The 15,846-nt window shown below is 68.5% G+C and carries 13 protein-coding genes; 11 read left to right on the top strand and 2 right to left on the bottom strand.

Annotation, left to right across the window (positions count from 1 at the left end; genetic code table 11):
• The first annotated feature begins 830 nt into the window (after nt 1-830).
• From rplM to glmM, 3 genes are all read left to right on the top strand, one after another.
• The gene (gene rplM, locus TFU_RS13005) at nt 831-1,280 is read left to right on the top strand and encodes a 50S ribosomal protein L13 (RefSeq protein WP_011293037.1); all 450 of its coding nucleotides are present in this window, start codon (nt 831-833) and stop codon (nt 1,278-1,280) included.
• A 33-nt stretch (nt 1,281-1,313) separates the two neighbouring features.
• Nucleotides 1,314-1,823: a 30S ribosomal protein S9 gene (gene rpsI / locus TFU_RS13000; RefSeq protein WP_011293036.1), complete on the top strand. Its 510-nt coding sequence runs from the start codon at nt 1,314-1,316 to the stop codon at nt 1,821-1,823.
• Nucleotides 1,824-2,047: 224 nt separating this feature from the next.
• Nucleotides 2,048-3,397 carry a phosphoglucosamine mutase gene (gene glmM, locus TFU_RS12995; RefSeq protein ID WP_011293035.1) on the top strand — a complete coding sequence of 450 codons (1,350 nt, stop codon included), beginning with the start codon at nt 2,048-2,050 and terminating at the stop codon, nt 3,395-3,397.
• Between the two features lie 161 nt (nt 3,398-3,558).
• Here the strand turns inward: glmM and glmS are convergent, their stop codons facing one another.
• Nucleotides 3,559-5,409, bottom strand: coding sequence for a glutamine--fructose-6-phosphate transaminase (isomerizing) (gene glmS, locus TFU_RS12990; RefSeq protein ID WP_016189232.1), 1,851 nt, complete (start codon nt 5,407-5,409; stop codon nt 3,559-3,561).
• A gap of 552 nt (nt 5,410-5,961) precedes the next feature.
• On the opposite strand from glmS, the gene coaA reads away from it, so the two are divergent.
• Complete coding sequence (gene coaA, locus TFU_RS12985) at nt 5,962-6,867, top strand: type I pantothenate kinase (RefSeq protein WP_016189231.1); 906 nt, start codon at nt 5,962-5,964, stop codon at nt 6,865-6,867.
• 2 nt (nt 6,868-6,869) lie between these two features.
• On the opposite strand, the gene TFU_RS12980 is transcribed toward coaA, so the two are convergent.
• Nucleotides 6,870-7,361, bottom strand: a complete 492-nt coding sequence (locus TFU_RS12980) for a DUF4913 domain-containing protein (RefSeq protein WP_011293032.1) — start codon at nt 7,359-7,361, stop codon at nt 6,870-6,872.
• Nucleotides 7,362-7,568: 207 nt separating this feature from the next.
• On the opposite strand from TFU_RS12980, the gene TFU_RS12975 reads away from it, so the two are divergent.
• The 7 genes from TFU_RS12975 to tsaD all read left to right on the top strand — a co-directional run bounded on the left by TFU_RS12975 (nt 7,569) and on the right by tsaD (nt 15,788).
• Nucleotides 7,569-9,041, top strand: a complete 1,473-nt coding sequence (locus TFU_RS12975) for a bifunctional ADP-dependent NAD(P)H-hydrate dehydratase/NAD(P)H-hydrate epimerase (protein WP_011293031.1) — start codon at nt 7,569-7,571, stop codon at nt 9,039-9,041.
• 573 nt (nt 9,042-9,614) lie between these two features.
• Nucleotides 9,615-11,774, top strand: coding sequence for a PrsW family intramembrane metalloprotease (locus tag TFU_RS12970; RefSeq protein WP_011293030.1), 2,160 nt, complete (start codon nt 9,615-9,617; stop codon nt 11,772-11,774).
• Between the two features lie 85 nt (nt 11,775-11,859).
• Nucleotides 11,860-12,984, top strand: a complete 1,125-nt coding sequence (gene alr / locus TFU_RS12965) for an alanine racemase (protein WP_011293029.1) — start codon at nt 11,860-11,862, stop codon at nt 12,982-12,984.
• Between the two features lie 104 nt (nt 12,985-13,088).
• Nucleotides 13,089-13,586 (top strand): tRNA (adenosine(37)-N6)-threonylcarbamoyltransferase complex ATPase subunit type 1 TsaE, encoded by a 498-nt coding sequence (gene tsaE / locus TFU_RS12960; RefSeq protein ID WP_011293028.1) that lies wholly within the window; start codon nt 13,089-13,091, stop codon nt 13,584-13,586.
• Between the two features lie 11 nt (nt 13,587-13,597).
• A complete protein-coding gene (gene tsaB / locus TFU_RS12955) occupies nt 13,598-14,293 on the top strand; it encodes a tRNA (adenosine(37)-N6)-threonylcarbamoyltransferase complex dimerization subunit type 1 TsaB (RefSeq protein ID WP_011293027.1) in 696 nt (231 codons plus the stop codon).
• Nucleotides 14,290-14,748 (top strand): ribosomal protein S18-alanine N-acetyltransferase, encoded by a 459-nt coding sequence (gene rimI / locus TFU_RS12950; protein WP_011293026.1) that lies wholly within the window; start codon nt 14,290-14,292, stop codon nt 14,746-14,748. Before tsaB ends, rimI begins: the two co-directional genes overlap by 4 nt.
• Nucleotides 14,745-15,788: a tRNA (adenosine(37)-N6)-threonylcarbamoyltransferase complex transferase subunit TsaD gene (gene tsaD / locus TFU_RS12945; RefSeq protein WP_011293025.1), complete on the top strand. Its 1,044-nt coding sequence runs from the start codon at nt 14,745-14,747 to the stop codon at nt 15,786-15,788. The genes rimI and tsaD overlap by 4 nt, the downstream gene beginning before the upstream one ends.
• Nucleotides 15,789-15,846: the final 58 nt, after the last annotated feature.

The following is a 15,846-nucleotide window of genomic DNA, read 5'->3' as shown; positions in this document are numbered from 1 at the left end:
GCGGAGCCTGCGCGGTCTCGTCCGCGCCCTGATGAGGGTCGGCGGGCGGGGGAGGGAACGACGGTCTGAGAGGAGTTGGTCCGTCGGCTGGCTCGTTCGGTTGCGGTGCGATGGGAGACTCCGGATGCTGTCCTGGGGCGGGGAGTGGAGCCGCGAACGGCTGAACCCCGCCGCGTGCTTCGTCACGAATTCCGTATTCTCGCCTGTTCAGAATCGGTCGCGAAGCCGCGAACCGGACCAGGGGGGCGAACAGTCCTGTCGGAGCGTCGCACGTTCGAGCGGACACACCGCCAGGGGCAGAACAGAAGAAACGAGGAGAGCGGTGCGGGGTTTCCCCGCTCACACGCTATCCTCATGTGATAAGGCGGTGGCGACACTGCCGGCACCATCCTAGTCAGTGCTTTCCGCAGTGGACCGTTCCACCGTCCGGTTCCCCTGGGGCAGAGCACCTGACCTCGAATTGACGCGCGTGGTGGTGTGATCGACCCGGCGGGTCGGGACCGGTGACAGTGCGCAAGCACTCGACGGTCAAGGCATAATGAGAGTGGAGTAATCGCGCATCGTGCGCGAGCCTGGTCGCCCCATGGCATGCCACGAGAGCCATGGGGATTTTGACCGTGGCCTGCGTGCGGGTTACGATTCTCTGTCGTTGTGCGTTGAGTTGTCGTGGGTACCCACCAGACCTCGTTGGGCGCCGATCACGCATCACCGTCTGCGCACTCAAATCTATCGAAGAGTTCCGGGACACCCGGAGACTGTTCGGTCCAGTAAGTACGAGTTTGCCGTCTCGCACAGAGACGGACACCGCCGACTGAGAAGGCAATACGATCGTGCGCACATTCAGCCCCAAGCCCAGCGATATTCAGCGTCAGTGGCACGTCATCGACGCCTCCGATGTCGTGCTCGGCAGGCTGGCTAGTCGCGTTGCCACGCTGTTGCGCGGCAAGCACAAGCCGTACTACGCGCCCCACGTCGACACCGGTGACTACGTGATCGTCGTGAACGCCGACAAGGTGGTGCTGACCGGTAAGAAGCTGGAGCAGAAGCGGGCCTACCGTCACTCCGGCTACCCCGGCGGCCTGCGTTCCATTCCCTACAGCGAACTGATGGCGAAGAACCCGGCACGCGCTGTAGAGAAGGCGGTCAAGGGCATGTTGCCGAAGAACTCTCTCGGCCGTCGGATGGCGAAGAAGCTCAAGGTGTACGCCGGGCCGGAGCACCCGCACCAGGCCCAGAAGCCGGTGCCGTACGAGATCACCAAGATCAAGCAGCCCGCGTAGGCGTCGCGAGACTAAGGAAGTACGAGGAGAACCGTGGTCGAGCCCACCGGCATCGAAGACGTTCAGGAATACGACGAGAACTCCGAAGAGTACCCGGCCGAGTACACCACCGAGACTCCCGAGACGGTCGGCGAGACATACATCCCGACGGCGGTCGGCCCCTCTCTGGGAACGGGCCGCCGGAAGACCGCTGTCGCGCGCGTCCGTGTCGTCCCGGGCACCGGTGAGTGGAAGATCAACGGCAAGTCGCTTGAGGAGTACTTCCCGAACAAGGTGCACCAGCAGCTCATCAAGGAGCCCTTGGCCACTCTGGGTTTTGAGGGCGCCTACGACGTCTTCGCACGCCTGAACGGCGGTGGCACCAGCGGCCAGGCCGGTGCGCTCCGTCACGGCCTCGCCCGCGCACTTGCCGCCATGGATCCCGAGCACAACCGTCCGCCGCTGAAGAAGGCCGGCTTCCTCACTCGGGACGCCCGGAAGGTCGAGCGGAAGAAGGCCGGTCTTAAGAAGGCCCGCAAGGCGCCCCAGTACTCCAAGCGGTAGTTCTTTTCCGACTTGGCGACCACGTTATTACAACGTGGTCACGATTGGACGTGTCCCACGGGGAACAGGTCCTAGGCCCGCACTGATGACTCGTTGTCTCAAAAACGAGTGGTCAGTGCGGGCCATAGTCGTTTCTATCGGCACTGGTGCGCTCTCGCCGCCACATACTGGTGTCCGTAGCGGCGACCAGCGCCATCATCTGGACGAAACGGAGCGATTGGTTCGTGACACGGCTGTTTGGCACCGACGGAGTCCGCGGGCTTGCGGGCCGCGATCTCACTGCTGGACTAACCCTGGAGCTCGCCATTGCGGCGGCTGAAGTCCTCCCAGAGCGAGGCATTCCCGGAAAGCGGCCCCGCGCCGTGGTCGGCCGTGATCCGCGTGCCTCAGGCGAGTTCCTGGAAGCGGCCGTAGTAGCGGGACTCGCCAGCGCCGGGGTGGACGTCATCCGCCTCGGTGTGCTGCCCACGCCTGCCGTGGCTTTTCTGACAGGCGAACTGGACGCGGACTTCGGGGTGATGCTCTCCGCCAGTCACAATCCGGCTCCGGACAACGGCATCAAATTCTTCGCCCGCGGCGGCCACAAACTGTCAGACGAGGTGGAAGACGAGATCGAACGGCGGCTGGGCCGTGCCGTGGCGGGGGCAACCGGCCGGGACGTCGGCCGGGTCACCGACGATACGGACAGCGTGGAACGCTACATCACCCACCTGGTGAACTCCCTGCCCAACCGCTTGGACGGGTTGAAAGTCGTTGTGGACTGCGCCAACGGTGCGGCAGCGGGGATCGCCCCGGAGGCGCTGCGCCGTGCCGGCGCCGACGTGATCGCGATCGGCGACAAGCCCGACGGGTTCAACATCAACGAGGGATGCGGGTCCACCAACCTGGACGCGCTGCGCGCGGCGGTGCTGGAGCACGGCGCCGATGCGGGCATCGCGCACGACGGGGACGCTGACCGCTGCCAGGCGGTGGCCGCTGACGGATCTGTTGTCGACGGCGACCAGATCATGGCCGTCTTGGCGCTGGAACTGTACGAGGCGAACGCGCTGCACAACAACACCCTCGTGGTCACGGTCATGTCGAACCTGGGACTCAAACTCGCCATGAAGGAAGCCGGGATCACCCTGGTCGAAACCCAGGTGGGCGACCGCTACGTCCTCGAAGCCATGCGGGCTGGGTCGTATTCGCTGGGCGGGGAGCAGTCCGGCCACATCATCCTGCTGGACCATGCGACGACGGGCGACGGCCTGCTGACCGGCATGCACCTGCTCGCCGCGGTCAACCGGAGGGGAGTGGCGCTGGCTGAGCTCGCCAAGGTCATGAACCGGCTGCCGCAGGTGCTGGTGAACGTGTCCGGGGTGGACAAGACCCGGGTTGCCACATCGGAGCGGATCGCTGCGGAAGTGGCTGCGGCCGAGGCGGAGCTCGGGGACAGCGGCCGCGTCCTGCTGCGGCCGAGCGGCACCGAGCCGATCGTCCGGGTGATGGTGGAGGCAACGTCGCAGGACCGTGCTCAGGCCATCGCTGACCGGCTGGCCGACGTAGTCCGAGACGAACTGTCCATCAACGCGTAAAAAGCCTGCTGGGAAGCGCTGCTGCCCTGTTTCCCGCCCGGCGGGAAACAGGGCAGCAGTGTGTGCGCCAAGGCTCTGCTGCCCGGCCCTGCTCGAGGACCGCGGACACAGCGAGGGGCCAGCACTCGGCGTGCCGGCCCCTTCCGCACGAGATGCGAGACTTACTCCACGGTCACGCTCTTGGCCAGGTTGCGTGGCTGGTCCACGTCGTTGCCCTTGGCCAGTGCCAGCTCGCAGGCGAACACCTGCAGGGGCACGGTTGCCACGAGCGGTTGCAGCAGGGTGGGCACGGCGGGGATTTCGATCAGAGTGTCAGAGTAGGGGCGGACACTCTCGTCTCCCTCCTCCGCGATCACGATGGTCCGCGCACCCCGTGCCCGGATCTCTTGGATGTTGGAGACGATCTTGTCGTGCAGCACGCTGCGGCCCTCGCGGGACGGCACCACGACAACGACCGGCAGACCGTCCTCGATGAGCGCGATCGGTCCGTGCTTGAGTTCCCCGGCCGCGAACGCTTCCGCGTGCATGTAGGCCAGTTCCTTGAGCTTGAGGGCGCCTTCCATAGCCACCGGGTAGCCCACGTGCCGGCCTAGGAAGAGCACCGTCTTCGCTTCGGCGAGCGAGCGGGCCAGGTCGCGGACCGGCTGCACGGTGTTGAGTACCTTCTCCACCTGCTCCGGCATGCGGGCGAGCTGCCCGATGATCGCGTTGATCTCGTCGCCGAACTTCAGGCCGCGCACCTGAGCCAGGTAGAGGCCGACCAGGTAGCAGGCGACGAGCTGGGTGAGGAAGGTCTTGGTCGCGGCCACACCCACCTCGGGGCCGGCGTGCGTGTACAGCACCCCGTCGGACTCCCGGGGAATCGTGGAGCCGTTGACGTTGCAGATCGCCAGCACCCGGGACTGCTGCTCCCGGGCGTAGCGCACCGCCATCAGGGTGTCCATGCTCTCCCCCGACTGGGAGATGGCGATGACCAGCGTCTGGGGATCCAGGATCGGGTCGCGGTAGCGGAACTCGCTGGCGACCTCGACCTCGCACGGGATACGGCACCAGTGCTCGATGGCGTACTTGGCGATCAGGCCCGCATGGTACGAGCTGCCGCAGGCGACGATGACGATCTTGGAGATCTGCCGCAGCTCCTCGGGAGCCAGCCGCATCTCGTCCAGGGTCAGCGTGCCGTCCACGGCGACCCGGCCGAGCAGCGTGTCCGCGATCGCACGCGGCTGTTCGGCGATCTCCTTGAGCATGAAGTAGTCATAGCCGCCCTTCTCCGCGGCGGAAGCGTCCCAGTCCACGTGGTATTCGCGCACCTGGGCAGGGGCACCGTCGTAGTCGGTGATAGTGATCGAGTCGGCCCGCAGCTCGACCACCTGGTCCTGGCCCAGTTCGATGGCGTCGCGGGTGTGCGCGATGAACGCGGCCACGTCGCTGGCAAGGAAGTTCTCTCCGTTGCCACGGCCGACGACCAGCGGGGAGTTGCGGCGCGCGGCTACCACCAGTCCCGGGTCGTCTTCGGAGATCGCGACCAGGGTGAAGGCGCCCTCAAGACGGCGGCACACCGAGCGCATAGCCGCACCAAGGTCGCCGTTGTGCTCAGTGAGCTGCTCGCTGAGCATGTGGGCGACGACTTCGGTGTCGGTTTCGGAGCGGAACTTGCAGCCACGCTCCTCCAACTCCATCCGCAGTTGCGCGAAGTTCTCGATGATGCCGTTGTGGACCACCGCCACACGGTTCATCTCGTCTACGTGGGGGTGGGCGTTGCCGTCGGTGGGCGCACCGTGGGTGGCCCAGCGGGTGTGGCCGATGCCGATGCCGTCGGCGGAACGCGGATTGGCTTGCAGCGCGGCCCGCAGGTTCGCCAGCTTGCCGGCCCGTTTCTCCGTCTGGAGTTTGCCGTCACTGAGCACTGCAACTCCCGCGGAGTCGTATCCCCGGTACTCAAGCCTGGCCAGACCTTCGACGACGACTTCCAGCGCCGGTTTCGGCCCGACGTAGCCAACGATTCCACACATGAGCGTCAGAGTAACCAAAAAAGGGGGAGAAAGAGAGGAGCAGCGGTCCTGTCTTTGCATGATTTTCGCAGGTAGCGGTATAGACCAGTGCTCCAGCCCGCCGGTTTGGCGCAGGTCGGGCCCCGCGGGTTTGCCGTGGTTGCCTCAGGAAAGCGTCTGACTTCTCACACCGGGTTTTCAGCCGGGGGTCCCGCACCTCCCTGGAAAACACCGCGGACATCGGGAGGGGACGCTGCGGGGAGGCGCCCGGAATCCTCGGCCAGGCCACACAGCGAAAGAGGCGAGGAATGCGTGTCGCGGCGTCTGCAGGGCAGGGGCAGCCTTCCCCCTGCCGGGACGGGAACAGCACCGCCCCATACTGTCGGAAGAGTCCTATGCCAGGACTGCGCAGCGGTGCAGGGGGCCGGGGAAGCTCCACCGGCGCACCGTGCCACCCATGGTCAGGGGCCTGAACGCGTGAAGAGGCGGGGTGCCCCACAGGTACCGAATCCCGTTCGTCTAGGGTGAGCAGACGTGTCTCACGCGACGAAAAACGGCTTTTTGACGCCGTACGTGGAACTCGACCGCCAAGCATGGGCCGAGTTGCGGGCGGCGACTCCGCTGTCGCTGACGGAAGCGGAACTGGAGAAGCTCCGCGGTACCGCGGACCCCACGTCGCTGGACGAAGTCCGGGACATCTACCTGCCGCTCTCCCGACTGCTCAACTTGTATGTCAAAGCGACCCGGCAGCGGCACGCGGCGGTGCGGGACTTCCTCGGGGAAAGCGACCGTCCCACCCCGTTCGTCATCGGAGTAGCGGGGAGCGTAGCCGTCGGCAAGTCCACGACAGCCAGGCTGCTGCGGACACTCTTGTCGCAGTGGCCGGACCATCCCCACGTCGAACTGGTCAGCACCGACAACTTCCTCTACCCCAACGCGGTGCTGGAGGAGCGCGGGATCATGAACCGGAAGGGCTTCCCGGAAAGCTACGACCGGCGCGCTCTCCTCCGGTTCGTCTCAGAGATGAAGGCCGGAGCGGACAAGATGGAGATCCCCGTCTACTCGCACCTGGCCTACGACATCCTGCCTGGCGAGACGCAGATCGTGCACCGGCCCGACATCCTCATCGTGGAGGGCATCAACGTGCTTCAGCCGCCTCCGCCCGGGCGGCTGGCGCTGGCCGACTTCTTCGACTTCTCCCTCTACGTGGACGCCCGCGTGGAGCACATCCGGTCGTGGTATCTGAACCGGTTCCTGGAACTGCGCCGCACCGCGTTCGAGGACCCGCGCTCCTACTTCCACGCGATGGCGACGTCCGCTTCTGAGGAAGAAGCCAAAGAATTCGCGATGCACACCTGGCACACCATCAACGAGGTCAACCTGGTGGAGAACATCATCCCCACCCGGCCGCGCGCGACCCTGGTCCTCTTCAAAGGAGAAGACCACCGGGTCCGCCGGGTCCGTTTGCGGAAGACCTGAAGTCAGGAGTCTTTCGGACGGTGCCCGGCGGGGCCCAGGCAGTTCACGAACGGGCCGTCAGGGGCGAAGAGCCGGTCCAGGACAGGGTCCAGGTGATCGCGGTGCCAGATTCCCGGCCCCGATGCCCCGGAGATCGTGGTGTCGGTGAGCTCCAGGTAGGACAGACGCAGCGCGTGGAGCCTGCCTACCGCCTCGTGATGCTCCCACCAGGCAGGGCACCAGCGGGTCACTGGGCCCGCATACACGGGGATCAAGAAGTCGTTCACCCACGAGACGAGAGCGGCGAGTTCTCCCCGGTACTCATCCCGGGACAGGTTGAAGATGAACTGCGAGGCGGGGGCCCGTTCCTGCGAACGCGGCGGTGCCGCGGTCGCGATCTCACTGAGCTGGGTCTGCAGCCGGATGACGTCCGCGCCGAGCTTGTGCATGGCGTTCTGCAGGAGGGAGACGCGGTCGGTCAAACCGGAATCGACACGGTCGTCGGTGTAGGTCATGGGAGCGTCCCGTGCTGCTTGTCGATGGATGACGACTGATCTTTCTCTTTCGCGTTGGAAGAAGTAAACCAGGACGGGCGGGCAGCATCGGTGACGGATGGGTAGCTGGATAAGGACCACCGCACCACACGATCCGATGCCGTCCGCAACCATGATTGCACCGGAGGACGGGTGTGCCCGCACCCGGAAGCGACCACGGGGAGAGGTATGCGCACCGCACACATCGTGGAAACCGTCCGCGCCGCGGAAGGCGCGCTCCTAGCGCAACTGCCGGAAGGCACGCTGATGCGGAGAGCCGCCTTCGGCCTGGCGTCAGTGTGCGTGCGGATCCTGCCCCGCGTGTCCGGGGCGCGCGTAGTGCTGCTGGTCGGCAGCGGGGACAACGGCGGTGACGCGCTTTTCGCCGGGGCTGAGCTGGCACGTCGCGGCGCCGCGGTCACCGCGGTCGGCGCGGGACGCACCCTGCATGAGCGCGGCCTGGCCGCACTGCGGGCCGCCGGCGGCCGCACGGCCTCGGTGGAGCAGGCAGCGGCCCTTGTCGCCGGAGCGGATCTCGTCGTGGACGGCCTGGTGGGGATCGGGGTGCGCGGGGCGTTGCGGGAACCGCACGCTTCACTGGCCGCGTTGACCGAGTCCACCGATGCCGCGGTGGTTGCCGTGGACCTGCCCAGCGGGGTGGACGCGGACACGGGAGCGGTGCCGGGGGCTAGCGTGCGGGCCGACGTGACGGTCACGTTTGGCACGTACAAGCCGGGACTGTTGGTCGACCCGGGCGCGGGGCGCGCAGGCGTGGTCGAGTTCGTCGATATCGGGCTGGCCCCGCAACTACCCGACCCGGACCTGGTGTCTTTCCAAGCTGAGGATGTTGCCGCGCTGCTGCCCCGGCCCACCGCGGAGAGCGACAAATACCGTCGGGGAGTGCTGGCGCTGGCCGCGGGCAGCAACCGCTACCGGGGGGCCGCGGTGCTCGCCGCAGGGGGCGCACTGCGCACCGGGGTGGGCTTGCTGCGGTATGTGGGCGAACCGGAGGTGGCGCGCGAGGTAGTGGCCCGGTGGCCGGAGACGGTCGCCTCGGCGCTGGACCCGGTAGACCCGGTGGCGAGCCTGCCGCAGCGGGTCGCGGCCTGGGTGATCGGCCCGGGGCGCGGACTGCACCCCGCAGCGCTCGCCGAGCTGGAAGCGGTGCTCGCCAGTGACGTTCCGGTGCTGGTGGATGCCGACGCTCTCACTCTGCTCGCCCGCAACCCGGCCCTGGTGCGGGAGCGCACAGCCCCCACCCTGCTCACCCCGCACGCCGGAGAGTTGACGCGGCTCCTGCCCGGCGTGGAGCGCGCCGACGTCGAAGCGCACCGGTTGGACTATGCGCGGCGCGCTGCCGCCGAATACGGCTGCACCGTGCTGGTGAAGGGGTCGACGACACTGGTTGCGGAACCGAACCGGGCGGTGGCGGCCAACCCGACGGGCACGCCCCTGCTCGCCACGGCGGGGAGCGGGGATGTGCTGGCAGGCATGATCGGCGCACTGCTGGCTACCGGCCTGCCTCCGTGGGAGGCAGCGGCGTGCGGCGCCTACCTGCACGGTATGGCGGCCCGGTTGGCGCACGGCGGCGCTCCGATCAGTGCATCCGACTTGTTCGACGCCATTCCGCGGGCGATCTCCGCGGTCGTGTACCGCGAATAAGGCCTGCCGCGCTACCGCAGGGCGTTCGCCGACCGTCCAGGCGCACGCATTCTCCTTGCAGGACGTCCTCCAGCGGAGGAAAGCACCCGTCGCGCAGCTTGAGAAAAGAGGACAGCGCACCCAGCCAGGCGGAATTCCTGCACGTCCAGCCCTGGTGCTGGGGCCGCTGATGCGTCGGGCTGCCGCTCTGCCCTCGGCCCGAAAGCCGCGTGGAGGCTCCTAGCGGGGAATTGCGACTCGTCAGCACGGCGCGGTCCGAAAACGGGACCGGTTGATTCAACACGGTTGGTGCCGGGGTGTTTCCATGCCCGGACGAAGGCGAGCGTCGTCGAAAAACCGCGGGTATTTTCTCCCGCACCAAAAACGGAACTGATCCGATCACACGGCAGGAGTTCCCCTTATCCCTCTGGCACGCAATACCACACCGTGAACATGCCGGGTTCGCCCCCGAGTGGGACCGTGTTCCCAGACCTCTTGAAAAAGAGTCGTTTCGCCGCGATAACGTAAACACTTCGCCGGAGCGCTCCGGTGTGACGTGTTGCGCCAGCACCCCGGATACAGGAAAACGAGGCCATGGACCAGCAGGCCATGCTCACGCGCGATCTGGTACTGCGGATCTGCGCCACCGCCACCGAATTCGACCTGGACTGGATCGAATTCGACCGTAAAATCGTGGCGCCGTTCACCGCAGCGCGCGACACTTCCCTTATTGAGCGGATCACCGCAGCCGCCGCAGCGGTAGGCGTCGACCACGTGCTGATCTGCCGCACCCGCTCCGAATACGCCTACGAACCGGTCATTCAAGTGCGCGCGGCCACCTCCTCGCTGATCGGGGTCATCCGCAGTTGGGGCGACACCCCCACCGACTTCCTCGTCTGCCTCGAAGACCTCTCCGCAGCGGTCCTCGTCACCGCAGACGAGCTCACCGTGGCCGCCGGACCCGCGGACTATGTGGCCGCCTTTGTCGGCGACGACATCGGCCGCGCCCGCGCCGAATTCGCGGAGACCGCGCACACCAGGAACGATCCGGAACTCCTCCAGGCCGCTGTCCGCTACGGCTGCCTCGACCCCGCCGGCCGTGACAAACGCAAACCCCGGGGCGACGTGGGGGAACGCGTCAGCGCATGGGGGGAAGCGCTCCGCGACCGGTCACCGCGCTCCGTTGCCCGGGCACGTGCGGTGCGGGGCGCGTGGGGGTGGATCGCCCTGCTCCTGCTCGCCCTCGCCGCCCTGGTCGTCCCTGCGATCCCCACCGCGCTCACCGCTGTCGCGTTGACCGTGTGGCTGCTCGCGCAACTCGCCTGGCTGGCCCGGTCCCGCACCCTCAGCTTCGCCGCGCTGCTGCGCCTGACCGTCCTCGGTGCCCTCGCCCTCGGCCCCATCGCTTTCCTGGAACTGGCTGTGGCCGCGCTGCTGCGCCTCGACCCCTTCGACCCGCTCGCCTCCGTCGCCGTCGCGGTACCCGTCGAAGAGGTCGCGAAATTCCTGCCGTTCCTCGTGTTCTGGCTGGTGGCCCGCCGTCGGATGCGGCGCTTCGCCGCCGTGGACTACCTGCTGGCCGCGGCAGCCTGCGGGGCAGGTTTCCAGCTCGCGGAGACCGTCGCCACCGTCCTGAGCGCGGACGAGACCGCCTTCCACCCCCTGCCGCAAGGAGGAGCGTTCACTCTCTTCCCCGGATGGCTGGAGATCCCGTGGGCAGACATCCGCTTCTCCGGGCATGCGGTCACCACCGGACTCGTGGGCGCCACACTCGGGATCGCCGTCGTGGGACGGCGCCTGTACGGGGCCAAGCTGTGGCTGCTGCCGCCTCTCGCGCTGGGCGCGGCCGCCCTCGAACACCTCACCTTCAACGCTCTGCTCGCCGGTTTGGAGCCCACCGCCCTCACCGCGACCGTGTTCGCGCTCTACGGCAACGGCGCGGCAACCCGCTGGCTGCTGCTCCTCTTCCTGGTCTGCGGGGTCCTGCTGGACTACCGGATGCAGCGGCTCGCCGCCCACACCACGCCGCCTCTCCCGGGGAAAGCCCCGCTGCGCCGTCTGGCCGCTCAAGCCTACGGCCGTGCAGTGTGGTACCGCTCCCACCTGCCCGGGGACATCGCCCCGCTGTTCCGCCGCATCGCCTTGGCCTGGGCGCGGCTCCCTGTCACCCTCGTCGAAGCGGCAGCCGCGATCCTGCACGAATACACGGTCCAGCTCGCGGCCGCCAGCCGGGGCCCGACAGCGCTCTGCACGGCCTGGCGTGTCCTGCGCCGCCGCCGCGAACACGCCATGGGCGTGGCCCGAGCCGCGGGACAGCCGACCCGGGTCCCCGACCGGGACAAGCTCGCCGCGGAAGCAGACGGACTGCTGGTACGGCTCGGGCTGGCCACCCCGGCAGCACTGGCTGTCTGTGCCGCGGCAGCCGCGGTCGTGGACAGCCTCGACCCTGGAGTACTAGGCGGCGCCTACGCGCTCCCCACACTCCTCGCCGTGACCGCATGGTTCACCGCGCTGCCCACTGCTGACGCCGTCTGGGTGCTGGTCGGGGCAGGAGCCCTGGTCTCGCTGCTGGCCAGCGGCTGGTCGGTGCCGCGCGACCAGCCGAATCCACGCCGCTTCCTGCGCACTCCCCGTGCCACGATCGGCGCGGTCCTGGGCGCAGCCGCCCCGGGGCAGCTGCCCTATGCGGCCGTGGGCATGCTGGGACTGCTGCTGCCGAAGAGCACCGCACGCCTGCTGGTGCGCTCTCGGTAAGGAGCCGATTTCTGCTGGTAAACCCACACAAATCAGGGACCGCAGTCCCGGGTCGGACGTCCGATTTCGTGTCAGACTTGCACACATGTCGTCTTTTGCCGAAGCCAGGATCGACCTGGACGCCATCAGCGGCAACATTGCGCTCCTCGCTGAACGAGCAGCGGGCGCCCAGGTGATGGGCGTGGTCAAAGCAGACGGGTACGGGCACGGCATGGTCCCTGCCGCGCGGGCAGCGCTCGCCGGAGGGGCAACCTGGCTGGGCACCGCATTCATTGCCGAGGCGCTGCAGTTGCGTGCTGCCGGCATCGACGCGCCGATCCTCGCCTGGCTGGTGCCCCCCGGAGAACCCCTCACCGAGGCGATCGACGCCGGCATCGACCTCGGTATCGGATCGATGTGGGTGATCAACGAGGTCATTGACGCGGCCCGGCAGGCGCGCCGCCAGGCCCGCATCCACCTCAAAGTCGACACCGGGCTGAACCGCGGCGGTATCGGCCCCGCCGACTGGTCTGCCGCAGCTGCGGCCCTGGCGCGCGCCGAAGCCGCAGGGCTGCTCACCGTCACCGGAGTGTTCTCTCACCTCGCCTGTGCCGACGAGCCCGACAACCCCGCCACCACCGCCCAGCTTGAAGCCTTCCACCAGGCGCTGTCCGTCGTCGACAAGGCCGGGCTGCACCCCCAGGTCCGGCACATCGCCAACTCTGCGGCGCTCCTCACCCGACCCGATGCCCGATTCGACCTGGTGCGGCCCGGGATCGCCACCTACGGGCTGTCCCCCATCCCCGGCCTGGACGTGCCGGGCCTGCGGCCCGCCATGACACTCAGCGCCACCCTGGTGGGCTGCAAACGAGTCCGCCCCGGCAGCGGCGTCTCCTACGGGTACCGCTACGTGACCGACCGGGAAACCAACCTCGCCCTGGTACCCCTCGGCTACGGCGACGGGGTGCCGCGCGCCGCAACCAACCGCGCCCCCGTGTTCGTGGCAGGCCGCCGCCGCACCATCGCCGGAACCGTGTGCATGGACCAGTTCGTGGTGGACATCGGCGACGACACGGTCACCCCCGGCGACCGTGCAATCCTGTTCGGCCCCGGCGACCACGGCGAACCCACCGCCCAAGACTGGGCGGACGCCTTGGACACGATCTCCTACGAGATCGTCACCCGCATCGGCCGGCGGGTGCCGCGCGTCTACACCGGCGCTGTGCGCTGATCCCGCGCCGCACACTGTCCGGACCGCTCCCCCCGAGTGCCTACCCTGGTGCTGTACGGCGCGGTACCCACCGCTTCCCTCACAACGCCGCGAGCCGAACGGATATGACCGACACCTCCTCACCTGACACGACCACTGTCACCGTCGCCACCGACACGGCGATGCGGGCCCTCGGCCGCGCTATTGCGGCCGAAACCCGCGCCGGAGACCTCCTGCTGCTCTCCGGGCCGCTGGGCGCAGGCAAGACCACCTTCACCCAAGGGCTCGCCCAAGGACTGCAGGTGCGCGGCCCCGTGACGTCGCCGACCTTCGCTATTGCCCGCACCCATCCCAGCCTCGTCGGCGGCCCCGACCTGGTCCACGTGGACGCCTACCGGCTCAGCGGCCCCGAAGAACTCGACGACCTCGACCTGGAAGCGGGAATGGCGGAGTCGGTCACCGTCGTCGAATGGGGGACGGGAATCGCGGAGTGGCTCAGCGACGACCGCCTGGAGATCAGCATCGACCGGCACGCCGACGACACGCGGACCGTGCAGATCCGCCGCATCGGCGACCGCTGGCGCGGCACACTGACCGCACTCGCCGGGGACAAACTCGAATAGGCTGGTCCACCGTGCTGCTACTGGCTTTCGACACTGCCACTCCCGCTGTGACGACGGCGCTGTGCGAGTCCGGCCCGGACGGGGTACGGGTGCGGGCCGCCCGCACCACCGTGGACGCGCGCCGCCACGGGGAGCTCCTCACCCCCCAGATCCGCACGGTCGTCGCGGACGTCGGGGTAGACCTGGAGGACGTCACCCACATCGCGGTGGGTATCGGTCCCGGCCCGTACACCGGGCTGCGGGTCGGCTTGGCGACCGCGCACGCCCTCGCCGAAGCCTTGGGCGTGCCCTGCGTAGGCGTGGCCACCCTGGACGCTCTCGCGTGGGCGTCGGGACGGACCACCCCGTTCATCGCCGCCACCGACGCCCGCCGCAAAGAAGTGTTCTGGGCCCGCTACACCGATGCTGCGACCCGGGTCGGGGACATCGCCGTGAACCGGCCCGCCGACGTCGACACCGCGGGCCTGCCGGTGATCGGGCACGGCGCCCACCTGTATGCCGACGTCTTCGGACAGGACCCTGAGGCAGCCGAACCGCTGTACCCGACAGCGGCCGCGCTCGGTGAATTCGCGGTGCGGGCCTTGCGCGACGGCACCCCCCTGCCGGAGCCGCGTCCCCTGTACCTGCGCCGACCCGACGCCCAGATCCCCGGGGCGCCGAAGAAAGTACGCCAGCCCACGGCGGCCGAACTGGGACGGTCCCGATGACTCCGCTGCTGCGTTCGATGACCCTCGACGACGTCGCAGAAGTCCTCGCATTGGAGCGGACCCTGTTTCCCGCCGACGCGTGGAGCGAGGGGATCTTCCGCGACGAACTCGCCCAACCCGACCGCTACTACCTGGTCGCTGAGGAGGCCGACGGGACACTCGTCGGCTATGCGGGACTGCGCGCGGTACCTCCCGAAGGCGACGTGCAGACCATTGCCGTGGCCCCCGAACGGTGGGGGAAGGGGATCGGCCGCGCCCTGCTGACCGCGCTGCTGGACGAGGCGCGCCGCCGCGGCATCACCGCCATGTTCCTGGAAGTCCGGTCGGACAACCCGCGTGCCCGGGACCTGTACCAGAAGTTCGGCTTTGTGGAGGTCGGAGTCCGCTCCGGCTACTACGTCGGCGCGGACGCCATCATCATGCGCCGCCTGGAGCCCATTGAGGAAGAGCGATGACCACTGCCAGCCAGCCGCCCCTGATCATGGGGATCGAGAGTTCCTGCGATGAGACCGGGGTCGCTTTCGTGCGCGGCTGTGAACTGCTCGCCGACGAGGTTGCGTCCAGCGTCGATGAGCACGCCCGGTTCGGCGGCGTGGTGCCCGAGGTCGCCAGCCGCGCCCACTTGGAGGCGATGACCCCCACCGTGCGCCGGGCCGCGGAACGCGCCGGGGTGCGGCTGTCCGATGTCGACGCGATCGCGGTCACCGTGGGGCCTGGCCTGGCGGGGGCGCTCCTGGTCGGCCTGTCCGCGGCCAAAGCCTACGCGCTCGCCCTGGACAAACCGCTGTACGGGGTGAACCACCTGGTCGGCCACGTCGCCGTTGACCAGTTGGAGCACGGGCCGCTCCCCAAACCGGTGGTGGCGCTCCTCGTGTCCGGCGGGCACACGTCCCTCCTCCTCGTCCGGGACTTGGCGACCGACGTGCAACTGCTCGGCGAGACCGTGGACGACGCCGCGGGCGAGGCCTACGACAAAGTGGCGCGCCTGCTCAACCTGCCGTATCCAGGGGGACCGCCGATCGACCGCGCCGCCCGCGACGGGGACGGCACCGCCATCCACTTCCCGCGCGGCAAATGGGGGGACGGAACCTACGACTTCTCGTTCTCCGGGTTGAAGACCGCCGTGGCCCGCTGGGTAGAGGACGCGGAACGGCAGGGGAGGCCCGTGAGCGTGCCCGACGTGGCCGCAGCGTTCCAGGAGGCGGTCGCGGACGTCCTGACCCGCAAGGCAGTGGACGCGTGCCGGGAGCACGGGGTGCGCCACCTGGTGATCAGCGGCGGGGTGGCCGCTAATTCGCGGCTGAGGGCGCTCGCGGAAGAGCGGTGCGCCGCGGCAGGGATCGAAGTGCGTGTGCCCCGGCCTCGGCTGTGCACCGACAACGGGGCGATGATCGCGGCACTGGGCGCGGAAGTGGTGGCCGCGGGGCTACCGCCGTCCCCGCTGGACATGGCCGTGGACACTTCGCTGCCGGTGAGCAGCGTGCTCGTGAACTGACCGGGCCGCGAGCATCCCGATCCGCCGCTGGGGGCTCTACTGCCCCAGCGGCCCCCAG

This window comes from Thermobifida fusca YX (assembly GCF_000012405.1).
Taxonomy (GTDB): Bacteria; Actinomycetota; Actinomycetes; order Streptosporangiales; family Streptosporangiaceae; genus Thermobifida; species Thermobifida fusca.
Note: the sequence above shows the minus strand (reverse complement) of the source record. Positions and strands in the feature narration are given on the sequence as shown.

Coding starts and splice junctions, on each gene's coding strand:
- glmS (WP_016189232.1), bottom strand. CDS start 5,409: ATGTGTGGAATCGTTGGCTACGTCGGGCCGAAACCGGCGCTGGAAGTC.
- TFU_RS12980 (WP_011293032.1), bottom strand. CDS start 7,361: ATGACCTACACCGACGACCGTGTCGATTCCGGTTTGACCGACCGCGTC.
- TFU_RS12975 (WP_011293031.1), top strand. CDS start 7,569: ATGCGCACCGCACACATCGTGGAAACCGTCCGCGCCGCGGAAGGCGCG.
- TFU_RS12970 (WP_011293030.1), top strand. CDS start 9,615: ATGGACCAGCAGGCCATGCTCACGCGCGATCTGGTACTGCGGATCTGC.
- alr (WP_011293029.1), top strand. CDS start 11,860: ATGTCGTCTTTTGCCGAAGCCAGGATCGACCTGGACGCCATCAGCGGC.
- tsaE (WP_011293028.1), top strand. CDS start 13,089: ATGACCGACACCTCCTCACCTGACACGACCACTGTCACCGTCGCCACC.
- rimI (WP_011293026.1), top strand. CDS start 14,290: ATGACTCCGCTGCTGCGTTCGATGACCCTCGACGACGTCGCAGAAGTC.
- tsaD (WP_011293025.1), top strand. CDS start 14,745: ATGACCACTGCCAGCCAGCCGCCCCTGATCATGGGGATCGAGAGTTCC.